The following is a 14,661-nucleotide window of genomic DNA, read 5'->3' as shown; positions in this document are numbered from 1 at the left end:
TTTGCGCGTCGCCTGGCGGCGTCAGGCTGTCCTGGATAGCCATCAGCCGAGAGCTCCTGCACAAAGAGACCTCGGTCGGGTCATAATCCCGGCACCGGCCTTTCCTACCCATCGGGTGATCAGCGAGGGGCCTCCATGTGCAAGACTTTAAAAACCGACATCAAGCTTTTTGCCGCTGCCATTGTCGCGGCCGCATTGGTTCTCGGTGCCAATGTCAGCCTGGCCGATATATTGAGCACGCTGGGCGGCGCGAACTGACGCCGAGCTGCCGTTGGCGCAATTGAGGCCGCAGTAACTCCAGAAAAGCGCGTGGCGGTTTTCCGTCCGCAATTGCTCAAAAAGAAAAATCAGGCCTCTTTACATTCTCCCTGGGCTCGGGATTTATCCTTTTCCTTAACCCAAGGGAGACAGACATGTCCTTCGAAAACTGGGCCGCTTTCGCCGCCGCTTCGACCATCCTCCTCATCATTCCGGGCCCGACCATCCTGCTGGTCGTGTCCTATGCGCTGGGCCAGGGCTGGCGCACCGCTCTGCCGATGGCCGTTGGCGTGGCGCTGGGCGACTTCACCGCCATGACCTTGTCGATGCTGGGCATCGGTGCGCTGCTCGCCGCTTCGGCTGGTGTCTTCACCATCCTGAAGCTGATCGGCGCCGGCTATCTGATCTATCTCGGCGTCAAACTGTTCCGCGCCGGCGGGGCGCTGAAGGCCGAACCGCGCACCGACGCGGTGTCTTCCGCCAAGATGATGGCGCATGCCTGGCTGGTCACCGCGCTCAACCCGAAAAGCATCACCTTCTTCGTCGCCTTCCTGCCGCAGTTCCTCGACAGGCACGCCAATTTCTGGACGCAGATGCTGATCTTCGAGACCACCTTCCTGGCGCTCGCCTTCGCCAATGCCTTCGGCTACGCGTTGATCGCGGCACGCGCCCGCAACGTCGTGCGCAATCCCAAAGCGATCCGCATCTTCAACCGCACCGGCGGCACGCTGCTGGTCGGCGCCGGCATCGCCACGGTGGCGATGCGTTCGGGCAATTAGCTGGCCTGTTTTATTCGACCATCTGAAAATCGGCTTCCGGTTTTCAGATGGTCTGGTTCACCACTTCACGCTGATACCCAGATTGCCCTCGAGGATGCGGCGCTTGTCGCCGCCGAGATTGGTGGTGTAGTCGCCGGTAGCAAAGATGCTGACCTTGTCCGTCACCTTGGCGACGACACCGCCGCCGAACTCGAACGAGGTCGATAGGTCCTCGGTCGAGATGTTGGTGGTGTCGAAGCTGACAGTGTCGGTGCCGCCGAAATCGTGCCAGATATTGGCCTTGAGGTAAGGCTGCAGCGCCATGCCATTGACCGTTGTCTCGCCCTGCAGCCGGGCACCCAGCCGGCCGGACACGCTGTCGTCGGTGCCGAAAGAGACCGACGAGAAGCGGTCGTTGGTGTCATCGAGCGACAAATGCTGCCAGACCAGTTGCGCCTGCGGTTCGAGCGTCCAGCCCTGTCCCAGCGCTATGGGATAGCCGCCTTCCAGCGATGCGGTGACGCCGGTTCCGCCGACATCGATGCCGATGTCACGTGACGACGTCGCGTTGCCGCCGAAGAAAGTGGCCATGAGCACGCCGTCCAGGTACCAGCCGCTTTGGCCGATGCGGGTCCAGTAGCCGCCGACGCTGGTGCCATTGACGTCGAGCTTGCCAACGGCCAGATCGTCTCGTCCCAGCGCCTGGCCGCGCACATCGCCATGCATGCTGCCATAGGCGACGAACAGGCCGGCGCGGTCGATTCCGCCAGAGGCGGTCTCGCGTCCGAACAGGTCGAAGCCCGCCTGAAGGCCGAACAGCGTGCCGTCGAACGAGGGTGATACCGTTCCCGACCAGCCCATCTCAGTGTCCTGGCCGAAAATGCGACCCCAGACCGGCGACAGCTCCGTGTCCGACAGCAGGCTCTGTTCGCCACGCCGTTCGTGGAAGGTGCCGAGTGTCGTCATCGCCAGGTGCTCGACGACCGGCTGCAAGGCCGAATAGACGGGGACCTCGATGCGATAGAGCAGAATCTGCTCGCCTGGCGCCGGTGTCGGCAGATCCGGCACAGCGGTTGGAACCGGGGGCGGTGGAGGTGGCGGATCCGCAGGCGGCGCCTCGGGCGGGGCCGGTGGCGGCGTGGGAGGAGGATCGCCGGCCTGCACCGGCGGCGTCGGATCGACCGGAGGGTTGTTGATGTCGCCATCGGTCGGCACCGGCACCGGCGGCAGTTCGGATGGCGGCGGCGGTGCTTCCGTCGCCGGGGGCTCCGGTTCGGGGTTCGGCGCTGGTTCCAGCGCCGGCGGCGCGGGCGCCGGCGGAGCCGGTGTGGTCAGCGTCGAGCGCAAATACCAGTTTTCGTCGCTACCGGCGCTGACGCCGCCCTTGAACAGATAATATTCGAAGGCGCCCGCCGCGACCGGCGCGTCGAGAGCAAAAGCCGTGGCGCTGGATGTGGCGCCATTGGTCGCCTGCACGACCATGATGCCATCGGCGGCGGTCTGCGCGCCTACGCCGCCGACATTGACCACGGCGATGCCGGTCGAGCCGGAGGCGGTTCCGCCCGACAGGACGAGCCGGTCGGAAGCCGAATTGTCGTCGCCAAGTTCGGTCTGGATAAGCAGCAGGCCACCGAGCCCGGTATAATTGCCTGTAATCGTCAGCCGGTCGGTGGCGCCGGTTGTGCCATTGGTCAGGTCGATGCGGCCGGCATTCATCACTTCGGCCATCTGGCCAGATGTAAAGGCCCGGATCTCGGCGTTGAAGCCGCCGCCATAGAGCGTGCTCGCAGCGTCGACATTGAGTGACCCCTTGCCGGTGCCGCTGTCGCCAAGCACCAGATTGCCATCCAGCGTCAATTCGGTGTCGTTGGTAGCGTTGATCGTCTCCCAGTTCTGGACCCTTGCGATGCCGTCCAGCTTGACGTTGTCGAAGGTCAGTGTGTCGGCGCCAAGACCACCATTTATGGCATCCATGCCGCCGAGATTGCCATTGGTGAGGTTGCTGAGCTTGGCTGTGTCGTTGTCACCGCCGAGATCGACGGAACCATAGACGATGCCGCCGCCGTTCCACACGAAGCTGTCGGCGCCAAAGCTCATCAGCACATCGCCACCGACCGTGCCGCCGGTGATCGTCACGCTGTCATTGCCGCCGCTGACGCTGATGTTGCCGCCAATCGTGCCGCCGGAGAGGATAATGGTGTCCTGGTCGAAGCCGGTGACGAGGTTGCGGTCAATGGTGCCGCCGGACATGTTGAAATAGTTCTTGTCGAGTTTCATGTTGACGCGGCCGATGCGGCCGCCGGTCATGACAGCCTGGTCGCCATCGTCGAAGAAATCGACGATGCGCCCGCCCGTAATGGTGAAGGTGTCGAGCCCGTCGCCCTGGTTGAGCGAACCGATCTGGCCGCCGCTCATGTTGAAGTCGTCGATGCCGGCGCCCTGCTGGACATTGCCGGCGACAGTGCCGCCACCGATGGTGAAGAAATCCGTGCCGTCGCCCTGGTCGACCGTGCCGGTGATAGTGCCGGACTGCATGTTGATGCGGTCCGCGCCGACGCCGAAGGTGACGCTGCCTGATATCTGGCCGGTGCCGCCGGCGGGAAAATTCAGAGTGTTGTCGCCGCTGGTATCGGTGAGGCTGCCGCCCGAATCGCCGCTGTCGCAGGTGAAGGTGGTATTCCCCGCCGACGGAACCAACACGCAGGCCGCCAAGGCCATGGAATTGGGCAGCAACGCCAGCGCTGTAGTTGCAAGTAAGCTAATAAACCATGGATGGATTTGCCGCGACCTTCGCCGCAACAAGGCAATCTCCTCGCCCACGTACTCCGAACGGCTGTTCGGAAGCTGTATTTCAAAATGCCGCATCGCGTCCCCTCTCAGATCGCGATTGCAAACCCTCCGCCGCGCCGCAATGAAGCCACAATTCGCTCGATTTTACAAAGCCTAATCTGCCAGTCATGGTTGATGAACTGAAAAGCATACTGGGATAGATCTTGTATAGTGCGTGATTGGCACGTCCGTGGCCTATGCTCTAAGATCGCTTTGGCCCGAAGGGTCTGGGGCTTGTCCCAGGCAGATCAAAGGACATTGCATGCCAATCAAGGACACATTCGGCCTGGCATTTTCGGGTGCGACGGTAGCGGGGTTCACGCCCTACAGCGAGGCGGTACGCCAATTGCAGTGCTTCATCGGCGACCCCGTCGCCTCCGTCGATCGCGCCATCGCGGAAGATCCCGGTTTTGTCATGGCGCATGTCTTCAAGGGCTATCTCTTCGGCCTGGCCACCGAGCGCGAGGCGACGGCCGTGGCCAGGGCCTGCCACGAGGCGGCCCTGCCGCTGGCCGCGACAACGCGCGAACAGGCGCATGTCTTAGCCCTCGGTCACCTCGCCAATGGACGCTGGCATGACGCCGCCCGCATTCTCGAGGATATCGCCATCGAGAGCCCGCTCGACGCCGTGGCGCTGCAGGTCGGGCATCAGATCGACTTCTTCACCGGCAATGCCCGCATGTTGCGTGATCGCATCGCCCGCGCCTTGCCGTCATGGCAGATCGACATGCCGGGTTACCACGCCATGCTCGGCATGCAGGCATTCGGGCTGGAGGAGATGGGCGAGTACGCATTGGCCGAAAAACTCGGCCGCATAGCGGTCGGGATTGAGCCGCGCGACGGCTGGGCTCAGCACGCAGTGGCGCATGTCATGGAAATGCAAAGCCGGCAAAGGGATGGTATTGCCTGGATGCGCGCCGATCCCGAAGCCTGGACAAAGGAGAGCTTCCTGCAGGTGCACAATTGGTGGCACCTGGCGCTGTTTCACTACGATCTCGGCGAGACCGACGAGGTGCTGGCGCTCTATGACGGGCCGATCTATGGCACGCCATCAACGATGGCGCTGAACATGGTCGATGCGTCGGCAATCCTGTGGCGGCTGCATCTCGGCGGCGTTGATGTCGGCACCCGTTGGACCGCGCTCGCCGCCAACTGGCCCAAGGCCGGCGCCGGCGACTACGCCTTCAACGATGCGCATGCGATGATGGCCTTCGTCGGCGCCGGCCTCGACGGACCCGCCCTTGCCCTGCTCGAGGCGCAGCGCGAGGCGATGCATGGCAGCGGCGACAACGTCGCTTTCACCAGGGATGTCGGCCATCCCTTGACGCGGGCCATCAAGGCGTTCGGCGAGGGCAAATACACCGAGGTCGTGCGCCTGATCAGGCCGATCCGGGCGATCGCCCATCGTTTCGGCGGCAGCCACGCCCAGCGCGATGTCATCGATCTGACGCTGATCGAGGCGGCCTTGCGGGCCGGTGACGGCGCGCTCGCCAGGACGCTCACCGCCGAGCGTTCGATGGCTCGGCCCGACAGCCCACTGTCCGCGCTGTTCTTACGGCGCGCAGCCGATTTGTCAGAGAATTGACCCGGAGCGGATCTTGCCTTAAAAACTGGCTCGGCCAGATTTTTTCGGGATCCGAAAAAAATAAGGACGTGGGAGGAAAACATGTATCTCGGCCTCGACCTGGGCACGTCGGGCGTCAAGGCGCTGCTGATCGATGCCGGACAGACCGTCGTCGGCTCCGGCCATGGCACACTTGATGTTTCGCGGCCGCATCCCGGCTGGTCCGAGCAGGACCCGTCCCACTGGATACGCGCCTGCGAAGACGCGATCGCCGAACTCAAGGCTTCCCATCCCAAGCAGTTCGAGGCCGTAAAAGGCATCGGCCTGTCCGGCCAGATGCATGGCGCCACCTTGCTCGATGCGGCCGATCATGTGCTGCGCCCCTGCATCCTGTGGAACGATACGCGCAGCCATGTCGAGGCGGCAGCGCTTGACGCCGACCCGCGCTTCCGCGCGCTGACCGGCAACATCGTCTTCCCTGGCTTCACCGCGCCAAAACTCGCCTGGGTGAAGAATAACGAGCCCGCTGTCTTCGCCAAGGTGGCGAAGGTGCTGCTGCCGAAGGATTTCCTACGGCTCTGGCTGACCGGCGATCACATTTCGGAAATGTCCGATTCGGCCGGCACGTCCTGGCTCGATGTCGGCAAGCGCCGCTGGTCCGCCGAATTGCTGGCGGCGACATCACTTGATGAAAAGCAGATGCCATCGCTGGTCGAGGGCACGCAGAAGGCTGGCGCGCTTCGTGCCGAACTGGCGTCGAAATGGGGCATTGTGTCAGGTATTCCGATCGCCGGCGGCGCCGGCGACAATGCGGCTTCGGCCTGCGGCATGGGCACGGTCGGCGCCGGCCATGCCTTTGTTTCTCTGGGCACGTCGGGCGTGCTGTTTGCCGCCAACGCGTCCTACCTGCCCAACCCGGCCAGCGCGGTCCACACCTTCTGCCATGCGCTGCCCAACACCTGGCACCAGATGGGCGTCATCCTGTCGGCGACCGATTCGCTGAACTGGCTGTCGGAAATCACGGGCAAAGGCGCCGGCGAGCTGACATCGGAACTCGGCGACACGCTGAAGGCGCCGAGCGGCGTGTCCTTCCTGCCCTATCTCTCGGGTGAGCGCACGCCGCACAATGATTCCGCCATTCGCGGCTCCTTCACCGGGCTGGCGCATGAATCGAGCCGCGCGGTGCTGACGCAAGCGGTGCTCGAAGGCGTCGCCTTCGCTTTCCGCGACAGCCTCGAAGCCTTGAAGACGGCCGGCACCACATTGACGCGCGTGACCGCGATCGGTGGCGGCTCGCGCTCGCGCTACTGGCTGAAGGCGATCGCCACCGCGCTGCAGGTTCCAGTGGATATTCCCGCCGACGGCGATTTCGGCGCCGCCTTCGGCGCGGCCAGGCTTGGCCTGATCGCAGCGACGGGCGCCGATCCGCTGGCCGTGTGCACGGCGCCTAGGACAGACGCCACCATTGAACCGGACGCCGCACTCGGCGGCGCCTATGCCGATGCCTATCATCGCTACCGGGCACTGTACCCGGCGATCAAGGGCGCCACGGCGTGAACGATTACTCGCCCACGCCGCAACTTGCCGGCTCACTGCGCCGGCATTTTGTCCAGAAACCCGGTCACGCCCTTCAGCCGGCCGTTCTCGATGTCGCCGATATCGGTGCCTTCGATGACGGACTCTGTGCCTTCAGGCCCGAGGTTCCACGAGAAGCGGATCTTGTCGGCAAAGCCATCTGGCGTGCCTTTCAGCGAGAACCGGAAGCCGGCAAAGCGATTTTGAACGGCATCGATGAGCGCCGCGACGCCGTCATGGCCGTCGCCCTGCATGAGCGGATCACGATAGTTGACGTCTTCGGTGAAGACAGCCTTGAGCAGTTCGGCGCGGCGGCTGGCATCGCTTTCGTTCCAAGCGGTGATGTAACCCTCGGCGATTGTGTTGAGGTCGGTCATGGATTGTCTCCTGTTTTGAGTGGCTTTGACATCAGCTTTTTCGACCGGCCCAAGAGCGAAACCAATTACGCCTGAGGTAATCAGGGCGAACTATTCGAGAGAGGACAGAAATCATGAGCAGCGGATTTTTCGGCGACATCCAGAAGATCAAATATGAGGGGCCGGATTCGACCAATCCGTTGGCCTACCGATTCTACAATCCCGATGAGGTGGTGGCCGGCAAGCGGCTGGAAGACCATCTGCGCTTTGCCGTCGCCTATTGGCACTCCTTTGCCTGGCCGGGCGGCGATCCCTTTGGTGGCCAGACTTTCGACCGTCCCTGGTTCCCCAAGGCCGGCGGCATCGACACGATGGAACTGGCGAAACTCAAGGCCGATGTCGCCTTCGAGATGTTCTCGCTGCTCGGCGCGCCCTATTTCTGCTTCCACGATGCCGATGTCCGGCCCGAGGGCAAGGATTTCTCCGAAAGTGCGGCCCATCTCGATGAGATCGCGGACTATTTTGCCACCAAGATGAAGCAGACCGGCGTCAAGCTTCTGTGGGGCACGGCGAACCTGTTCTCCAATCGCCGCTTCATGTCGGGCGCCGCCACCAATCCCGATCCGGATGTCTTTGCCTATGCGGCAGCGACGGTGAAAAGCTGCATCGACGTCACCAAGCGCCTGAAGGGCGAGAACTACGTGCTGTGGGGCGGGCGCGAGGGCTATGAGACGCTGCTCAACACCGACCTGGCCCGCGAGCAGGAACAGGCCGGTCGCTTCCTCAGCCTCGTCGTCGACTACAAGCACAAGATCGGCTTCAAGGGCACGATCCTGATCGAGCCGAAGCCGCAGGAGCCGACAAAGCACCAGTACGACTATGATGTCGCCACGGTGTACGGCTTCCTCAAGCGCTTCGGGCTGGAGAAGGAAGTCAAGCTCAACATCGAGCAGGGCCATGCCATCCTGGCCGGCCATTCCTTCGAGCACGAACTGGCGCTGGCCAATGCACTCGGCGTCTTTGGCTCGATCGACATGAACCGCAACGACTACCAGTCGGGCTGGGACACCGACCAGTTCCCCAACAACGTGCCGGAAATGGCGCTCGCCTATTACCAGGTCCTGCAGGCCGGTGGCTTCAAGACCGGCGGCACCAATTTCGACGCCAAGCTGCGCCGCCAGTCGCTCGACCCGCAGGACCTGCTGATCGGCCACATCGGCGGCATGGACTCTTGCGCACGCGGTCTGAAGGCCGCGGCTCGCATGGTCGAGGACAAGGCGCTGTCCGCGCCGCTCGCCGAGCGCTATGCCGGGTGGAATACCGCAGAGGCCAAGGCGATGCTTTCCGGCAAGCGCACGCTGGAAGACATCGCCGAGCGCGTGTTGAAGAAGAAGATCGAGCCGCAGCCGCGCTCCGGCCGCCAGGAACTGCTGGAAAACATCGTCAACCGCTACGTGTGAAGCCTGACGCTGGACCGACACCTGCCTGGTGTGGCTGAAAGCCGCCGTGATCGCCTTTTGCTAGTCCGCTCTCCCAAGTGATGGAGAAAGACGATGGCAAACGGGAAGATCACGGTGCGCGAGGCGCGGCAGGGCGATGTAGCGGCTCTCAAACAGGTGCTGCAGGAAACGTTCGAAGGCACCTGGCTGCCACACATCACCCAGGCATCGGCGCAGCGCTATGTCGAGACCGATATTGGCGGGCGCTATGTCGAGGAATACTGGCCGGATTTCACAGTGGCCGAGATCGCCGGTGAAATTGCCGGCCTGATCCACTGGCGCGGCGATTTCATCGAGGCCGTGCATGTCAGGGCCTGCCATCAGGGCCAGGGTGTCGGCGGCAAGCTGCTGTCGCATGCCGAACAAGCGATTCGCGCTGCCGGCTTCCGCCAAGTGCGGCTCGAAACCGATACGTTCAACGATCGCGCCCAGGGCGTTTACAAGGCGGTCGGCTATATCGAAAAAGACCGCTATCCGGATGATGAATGGGACAGCGGCTGTACGACTGTGTTGTTCGAGAAGCGGCTCGGCTGAACCTCACCCACTTCGGATTTTCGTACGGAACAGCTTTGCGCCAAAGGCCGTGTTTGGCGACAAGGTTTTGCCCCTTCGCGCCCCTCAATCACCTCGCTCTTGCCTTCAAACTGCCGTCACGTATCTCGTATAAGAGTGACGTTGTGGCGGGTGAAAAGGAAGGAGGCGAACCGATATGCAGCACGAACGCGAAATCGACGCCCTACTCTCATCTGGCGAGACCGGATCGATCATCGACCGGCTGATGGCGCTGCCGAGGAAAACCGACGACGCCAAGGTCTCGAACGAATGGGATCGCGCTGTCAGCAGCCGATTCGAAGTCCGGCTGGTGAGGCAAATGCGCTCGCAGATCGACGCCGGCAGCGATCGACAGAACGCCGCGTAATCCCCTGGATGTGATTATCCTCGGCGCAGCCTGACTGGGGCTTCGCCAAAAGCTCTTGAAAACGCTCTGGAAAATGCTGCGGCGGACGAGAATCCCGTCCGCCCGGCAATATCGGCCATGGCTATCCGCGTGTCGACGACCAGCCGGCGCGCGGCCCCCAGCCGCAGCCTGAGATAGTAGGCGCCCGGCGTCTCGCCGATCGACTTGCGAAAGATGCTTTCCAGTGTGCGCGCCGTCACCCCGGCACGCTTTGCGATGGCTTCGATGGTCAGCGGCTGGTCGACATGCGCTTCCATCAGCCGAATGGCTTGCGCCAGGCGCGGGTCGTAGCCGTCAAGCCGGCCAAGCGAGACCAGCGGCTGCGCATCGGTCGCCACCCGCGCCTGATCGTAGATGAACGCGCTTGCCACATCGAGCGCCACGGCCATGCCGAGCCGGGTGCGAATCAGGTGCAACATCAGATCCAGGGTCGGTGACGCCCCGCCCGTGGTGAACACCGGCCCATCAATGATGTATCGATCGGGGCGCACGTCGACACCGGGAAAGGCGGACGAGAAATCCTCCATGTCCTCCCAATGGGTGGTGGCGCTGCGCCCTTCCAGCAGGCCGGCGCGCGCCACCAGCCATGTGCCGGCCTCGACGCCGCCACAGGCGCGGGCTGAGCGCGCCGCACGGCGCAAGCCGGCGAGCAAGGCTGACGTGGCATAGTTCTGGGTGCCGAAGCCCGCGACCACGATCAGGACATCGGTCGGTTCCGTCGCGTCGAACCGGCCGCTGACCGCCACGGGCAGGCCGCATGTCGTGACCGGCGCCTCCCCGGTCACCGAAACCAGTTTGAAGTCGAACAGGGTTTCGCCGGCGATACGATTGGCGGCGCGCAGCGGGTCAACGGTGCATGCCACGCACATGATGGACGCCCCGGAAAACACCAGCAGCGTAACCTTGAGCGGCGACTGCTCGGCGCGAAAGATTGTCGTTCTTTCGTTTTTTATCATGGCGCCTTCGTAAAACGCAAAACAGTTCCCGGCAAGTCGCGCAATGTTGTACCTCTGTTCGAATTGGGAGGAGAATTCCATGCCGCTTGCGATGAACCGTGAGGTCTTCATTACCTGTGCCGTGACCGGATCCGGCGGTTCGCAGGATCGCAGCCCGCATGTGCCGCGCTCGCCCAAGCAGATCGCCGATTCGGCCATCGACGCGGCGAAGGCGGGAGCGGCGATTGTCCACTGCCATGTCCGCGATCCCGAGACCGGCAAGCCTCGCCGCGACGTGCATCTCTACCGCGAAGTGACCGAGCGCATCCGAGCGGCGAACGTCGACGTCATCCTGAACCTGACCGCCGGCATGGGCGGCGACATGGTGTTCGGTTCGCCCGAGGCGCCGTTGCCGCTCAACGAAAAAGGCACCGACATGGGCGGCGCCACCAACCGCATGGAACATGTGCGCCAGTGCCTGCCGGAAATCTGCACGCTGGACTGCGGCACCATGAACTTCGCCGAAGCCGATTATGTCATGACCAACACGCCCGGCATGCTGCGCGCCATGGGCGGCATGATGACGGCGCTCGGCGTCAAGCCCGAGATCGAGGCCTTCGACACCGGCCATCTCTGGTTCGCCAAGCAGCTGGTCGAGGAAAAAGTGCTCAACCCCGACGCACTGGTGCAGCTCTGCATGGGCGTGCCGTGGGGTGCGCCCGATGACCTCAACACCTTCATGGCCATGGTCAACAATGTGCCGTCGACCTGGAACTGGTCGGCTTTCGCCATCGGCCGCAACCAGATGGCCTATGCCGCGGCTGCCGTTTTGGCCGGCGGCAATGTCCGCGTCGGGCTCGAAGACAATCTCTGGCTCGACAAGGGTGTGCTGGCCACCAACGCGCAGCTCGTCGAGCGCGCCGCCAGCATCGTCACCAATCTCGGCGCCAGGATCCTGGGACCGGAGGAAGTGCGCCAGAAGCTCAACCTGACCAAGCGGGCGCCAATAGCAGCCGCGGCATAGAGCGGGGGTTTGAGATGACAACCGTCAAGTTCACCGCGATGAAGGATGGCGACAAGGACGATTACGAGTTCCTGACCGCCCATGAAATCGACTATGCCGCCAGGACTGGCGATCGGCTGCTCGACGCCCTGGTGCAGCTCGACGAAGGTCTGTCGGGCTACAAGATCACCCGGCTCGGCCATTCGCTGCAGGCGGCGACGCGCGCCTGGCGCGACGGCGCCGATACCGATTGGATCGCCTGCGCGCTGCTGCACGACATCGGCGACATCTACGCGCCCTACAATCACGACGAATACGCCGCTTCGATCCTGAAACCCTTCGTGCGCGAGCAATGCACCTGGGTGGTGGAGAAGCATGGCGATTTCCAGCGGCTCTATTACGCCCACCATCTCGGCGGCAACCGCCATGCCCGGGACCGCTTCGCTGGTCATGCCTATTTCGACGATTGCGACCAGTTTTGCGAACGCTGGGACCAGTCGAGCTTCGACCCTGACTACGAGACGCTGCCGATCGAGTTCTTCCGGCCCTTCGTGCTCGAAGTTTTTGCCCGCAAGGCCTACGACCCCTCGGTGATCCGCGCCGGCGAGCGCGTGCCTCTCATCGATCCCGAAACAGCCAAGACAAGAACCGGAGCCTCAGCATGAGCATCATCAACAAGGCGGCCGCCATTGGCGGCGGTGTCATCGGCGCCGGCTGGGTGGCGCGCCTGCTCTTGAACGGCATCGACGTGTCGATCTTCGACCCCGATCCGGAGGCGTCGCGCAAGGTCTCGGAAGTGATGAAGGGCGCGCGCCGCGCCTACAAGCAGATGGTGCCCGGCGGCCTGCCCACCGAAGGCAAGCTGACCTTCGCCAAGACCATCGCCGAGGCGGTGGCAGACGCCGACTTCATCCAGGAAAGCGTGCCGGAACGACTCGACCTCAAGCACAAGGTGCTGGCCGAGATCGACGCCCATGCGCCGGCCAATGCCATTGTCGGCTCGTCGACATCAGGCATCAAGCCGACCGACATGCAGGTGGCGATGAAGAAGCATCCGGAGCGATTAGTCGTCGGCCATCCGTTCAATCCGGTCTATCTCCTGCCGCTGGTCGAGATCGTCGGCGGCGAGCAGACTTTTCCCGAGGCGATCGAAGTCGCCAAGGAGATTTATGCTTCGATCGGCATGAAGCCGGTGGTCATCCGCAAGGAGATCGAAGCCTTTGTCGGCGATCGCCTGCTGGAGGCAGCCTGGCGTGAGGCGCTATGGCTGATCAAGGACGGCATCTGCACCGTCGAGGAACTCGACGATATCATGCGCTATGGCTTTGGCCTGCGCTGGGCGCAGATGGGCATGTTCCAGGTCTATCGCGTCGCTGGCGGCGAAGCCGGCATGCGCCACTTCATGGCCCAGTTCGGACCGTGCCTGAAATGGCCATGGACCAAGCTGATGGACGTTCCGGAATTCAACGACGAGCTGGTCGACCTGATCGCCACCCAGTCGGACGACCAAGCGCACGGCCTGTCGATCCGCGAGCTGGAAAAGATCCGCGACGACAATCTGGTCGCCATCATGGATGCGCTGTCGAAGCAGAACAAGGGCAAGGGCTGGGGTGCCGGCGCGCTGCACAAGGACTATACCAAGCAGCTCGCCAAGCTGGCGGCAAAGAAGCCGGCGGCCTCGAAGGCTGCCGAGAAGGCCAAGGCTTCCAAGCCGGTGAAGAAGGCCGAAAAGCCGAAGAAAAAGAAGAAGGGCTGAGACCATGGATTTCGGTCTTTCGGAAGAGCAGAAACTCATTGTCGAGACGACGCGCGCCTTCGTCGAGAATGAGCTCTACCCGCATGAGCGCGAGGTGGAGCGCACCGGCGTGCTGCGCCGTGACCTGATCGAGGAGATCAAAGCCAAGGCGATCGAAGCCGGCCTCTACGCCGCCAACATGCCGGCCGATGTCGGCGGCGCGGGCCTCGATACGGTGACCTGGCTGCTCTACGAAAAGGAGCTCGGCCGCGCCAACTACGCGCTGCACTGGACCTGCGTGGCGCGCCCGTCCAACATTCTGCTTGCCGGCACGCCGGAGCAGCGCGAAAAGTACCTGTTTCCTTGCATCCGTGGCGAAAAGTGGGACTGCCTGGCGATGACTGAGCCCGGCGCCGGTTCCGATCTGCGCGGCATGAAAGCGACGGCGGTGCAGGATGGCGACGACTGGGTGCTGAACGGCACCAAGCACTTTATCTCCCACGCCGATCTCGCCGACTTTGCCATCGTGTTCATGGCATCAGGCGAAGAGGATTCGCCGCGCGGCAAGCGCAAGAAGATCACCGCCTTCTTCGTCGACAAGGGCACGAAGGGCTTTGCGGTGCGCGATGGCTATCGCAACGTCTCGCATCGCGGCTACACCAATGCCATCCTCGAATTCGACGATTGCCGGCTGCCGGCGAGCCAAGTGCTCGGCGAAGTCCATAAGGGTTTCGAGGTCGCCAATTCCTGGCTCGGCGCCACGCGCCTGCAGGTCGGCGCCACCTGCCTCGGCCGTGCCGAGCGGGCGCTGGGCCACGCCATCGAGTATTCCGCGCAGCGCCAGCAGTTCGGCCAGCAGATCGGCAAGTTCCAGGGCGTGTCGTTCAAGCTCGCCGACATGGCGACCGAATTGAAGGCCGCCGACCTGATGGTGTTCGAAGCCGGCTGGAAGTACGATCAGGGCACCGTCGCCGACCAGGACATGGCCATGGCCAAGCTGAAAGCCACTGAAATGCTGGCTTACGTTGCCGACGAAGCGATCCAGATCCATGGCGGCATGGGGCTGATGGACGACCTGCCGCTGGAGCGCATCTGGCGCGACGCCCGCGTCGAGCGCATCTGGGAAGGCACTTCGGAAATCCAGCGACATATTATTTCGCGCGCGCTGCTGCGTCCGTTCGGAGCATAGAG

14 protein-coding genes are annotated in these 14,661 nt (G+C 63.3%); 11 read left to right on the top strand and 3 right to left on the bottom strand.

The features are described from left to right. Nucleotides 1-135: 135 nt before the first annotated feature. Together ACZYHG_RS04675 and ACZYHG_RS04670 are read left to right on the top strand one after the other, a co-directional pair. A complete protein-coding gene (locus ACZYHG_RS04675; RefSeq protein ID WP_464612750.1) occupies nucleotides 136-258 on the top strand; it encodes a hypothetical protein in 123 nt (40 codons plus the stop codon). Between the two features lie 155 nt (nucleotides 259-413). After that, nucleotides 414-1,037, top strand: a complete 624-nt coding sequence (locus ACZYHG_RS04670; RefSeq protein ID WP_464612749.1) for a LysE family translocator — start codon at nucleotides 414-416, stop codon at nucleotides 1,035-1,037. 57 nt (nucleotides 1,038-1,094) lie between these two features. On the opposite strand, the gene ACZYHG_RS04665 is transcribed toward ACZYHG_RS04670, so the two are convergent. Continuing rightward, nucleotides 1,095-3,881, bottom strand: a complete 2,787-nt coding sequence (locus ACZYHG_RS04665; protein WP_464612748.1) for an autotransporter family protein — start codon at nucleotides 3,879-3,881, stop codon at nucleotides 1,095-1,097. Nucleotides 3,882-4,107: 226 nt separating this feature from the next. Between ACZYHG_RS04665 and ACZYHG_RS04660 the strand changes: the two genes are divergently transcribed. After that, on the top strand, nucleotides 4,108-5,430 hold the full coding sequence (locus ACZYHG_RS04660) for a tetratricopeptide repeat protein (RefSeq protein ID WP_464612747.1): 1,323 nt from the start codon (nucleotides 4,108-4,110) through the stop codon (nucleotides 5,428-5,430). A gap of 81 nt (nucleotides 5,431-5,511) precedes the next feature. Then, nucleotides 5,512-6,966, top strand: coding sequence for a xylulokinase (xylB, locus tag ACZYHG_RS04655; RefSeq protein ID WP_464612746.1), 1,455 nt, complete (start codon nucleotides 5,512-5,514; stop codon nucleotides 6,964-6,966). Between the two features lie 32 nt (nucleotides 6,967-6,998). On the opposite strand, the gene ACZYHG_RS04650 is transcribed toward xylB, so the two are convergent. Further along, nucleotides 6,999-7,361: a nuclear transport factor 2 family protein gene (locus ACZYHG_RS04650; protein ID WP_464612745.1), complete on the bottom strand. Its 363-nt coding sequence runs from the start codon at nucleotides 7,359-7,361 to the stop codon at nucleotides 6,999-7,001. Nucleotides 7,362-7,474: 113 nt separating this feature from the next. On the opposite strand from ACZYHG_RS04650, the gene xylA reads away from it, so the two are divergent. From xylA to ACZYHG_RS04635, 3 genes are all read left to right on the top strand, one after another. Then, entirely contained in the window at nucleotides 7,475-8,800 is a 1,326-nt protein-coding gene (gene xylA / locus ACZYHG_RS04645; RefSeq protein ID WP_464612744.1) for a xylose isomerase, read from the top strand. Nucleotides 8,801-8,893: 93 nt separating this feature from the next. Next, entirely contained in the window at nucleotides 8,894-9,373 is a 480-nt protein-coding gene (locus tag ACZYHG_RS04640; RefSeq protein ID WP_464612743.1) for an N-acetyltransferase family protein, read from the top strand. 175 nt (nucleotides 9,374-9,548) lie between these two features. Next, nucleotides 9,549-9,758, top strand: coding sequence for a hypothetical protein (locus ACZYHG_RS04635; protein WP_027061904.1), 210 nt, complete (start codon nucleotides 9,549-9,551; stop codon nucleotides 9,756-9,758). A gap of 14 nt (nucleotides 9,759-9,772) precedes the next feature. Here ACZYHG_RS04635 and ACZYHG_RS04630 read toward each other — a convergent pair whose 3' ends face one another. Beyond that, the gene (locus ACZYHG_RS04630; protein ID WP_027061903.1) at nucleotides 9,773-10,753 is read right to left on the bottom strand and encodes a GlxA family transcriptional regulator; all 981 of its coding nucleotides are present in this window, start codon (nucleotides 10,751-10,753) and stop codon (nucleotides 9,773-9,775) included. Between the two features lie 79 nt (nucleotides 10,754-10,832). Here ACZYHG_RS04630 and bcoG point away from each other — a divergent pair, with 79 nt between their 5' ends. The 4 genes from bcoG to ACZYHG_RS04610 are packed head-to-tail and all read left to right on the top strand — an operon-like array spanning nucleotide 10,833 to nucleotide 14,659. Further along, complete coding sequence (bcoG, locus tag ACZYHG_RS04625) at nucleotides 10,833-11,756, top strand: 3-dehydrocarnitine:acetyl-CoA trimethylamine transferase BcoG (protein WP_464612742.1); 924 nt, start codon at nucleotides 10,833-10,835, stop codon at nucleotides 11,754-11,756. A gap of 14 nt (nucleotides 11,757-11,770) precedes the next feature. Continuing rightward, nucleotides 11,771-12,400, top strand: coding sequence for an HD domain-containing protein (locus ACZYHG_RS04620; protein ID WP_464612741.1), 630 nt, complete (start codon nucleotides 11,771-11,773; stop codon nucleotides 12,398-12,400). After that, nucleotides 12,397-13,491 (top strand): carnitine 3-dehydrogenase, encoded by a 1,095-nt coding sequence (locus tag ACZYHG_RS04615; RefSeq protein WP_464612740.1) that lies wholly within the window; start codon nucleotides 12,397-12,399, stop codon nucleotides 13,489-13,491. Before ACZYHG_RS04620 ends, ACZYHG_RS04615 begins: the two co-directional genes overlap by 4 nt. A gap of 4 nt (nucleotides 13,492-13,495) precedes the next feature. Continuing rightward, nucleotides 13,496-14,659 carry an acyl-CoA dehydrogenase family protein gene (locus tag ACZYHG_RS04610; protein ID WP_464612739.1) on the top strand — a complete coding sequence of 388 codons (1,164 nt, stop codon included), beginning with the start codon at nucleotides 13,496-13,498 and terminating at the stop codon, nucleotides 14,657-14,659. Nucleotides 14,660-14,661: the final 2 nt, after the last annotated feature.

The sequence above is a fragment of the Mesorhizobium subarcticum genome, assembly GCF_055456085.1.
Note: the sequence above shows the minus strand (reverse complement) of the source record. Positions and strands in the feature narration are given on the sequence as shown.

What these genes read in the sequence shown, in the direction of transcription:
- ACZYHG_RS04675 (WP_464612750.1), top strand. Translation starts at nt 136, where the DNA reads ATGTGCAAGACTTTAAAAACCGACATCAAGCTTTTTGCCGCTGCCATT.
- ACZYHG_RS04670 (WP_464612749.1), top strand. Translation starts at nt 414, where the DNA reads ATGTCCTTCGAAAACTGGGCCGCTTTCGCCGCCGCTTCGACCATCCTC.
- ACZYHG_RS04665 (WP_464612748.1), bottom strand. Translation starts at nt 3,881, where the DNA reads ATGCGGCATTTTGAAATACAGCTTCCGAACAGCCGTTCGGAGTACGTG.
- ACZYHG_RS04660 (WP_464612747.1), top strand. Translation starts at nt 4,108, where the DNA reads ATGCCAATCAAGGACACATTCGGCCTGGCATTTTCGGGTGCGACGGTA.
- xylB (WP_464612746.1), top strand. Translation starts at nt 5,512, where the DNA reads ATGTATCTCGGCCTCGACCTGGGCACGTCGGGCGTCAAGGCGCTGCTG.
- ACZYHG_RS04650 (WP_464612745.1), bottom strand. Translation starts at nt 7,361, where the DNA reads ATGACCGACCTCAACACAATCGCCGAGGGTTACATCACCGCTTGGAAC.
- xylA (WP_464612744.1), top strand. Translation starts at nt 7,475, where the DNA reads ATGAGCAGCGGATTTTTCGGCGACATCCAGAAGATCAAATATGAGGGG.
- ACZYHG_RS04640 (WP_464612743.1), top strand. Translation starts at nt 8,894, where the DNA reads ATGGCAAACGGGAAGATCACGGTGCGCGAGGCGCGGCAGGGCGATGTA.
- ACZYHG_RS04635 (WP_027061904.1), top strand. Translation starts at nt 9,549, where the DNA reads ATGCAGCACGAACGCGAAATCGACGCCCTACTCTCATCTGGCGAGACC.
- ACZYHG_RS04630 (WP_027061903.1), bottom strand. Translation starts at nt 10,753, where the DNA reads ATGATAAAAAACGAAAGAACGACAATCTTTCGCGCCGAGCAGTCGCCG.
- bcoG (WP_464612742.1), top strand. Translation starts at nt 10,833, where the DNA reads ATGCCGCTTGCGATGAACCGTGAGGTCTTCATTACCTGTGCCGTGACC.
- ACZYHG_RS04620 (WP_464612741.1), top strand. Translation starts at nt 11,771, where the DNA reads ATGACAACCGTCAAGTTCACCGCGATGAAGGATGGCGACAAGGACGAT.
- ACZYHG_RS04615 (WP_464612740.1), top strand. Translation starts at nt 12,397, where the DNA reads ATGAGCATCATCAACAAGGCGGCCGCCATTGGCGGCGGTGTCATCGGC.
- ACZYHG_RS04610 (WP_464612739.1), top strand. Translation starts at nt 13,496, where the DNA reads ATGGATTTCGGTCTTTCGGAAGAGCAGAAACTCATTGTCGAGACGACG.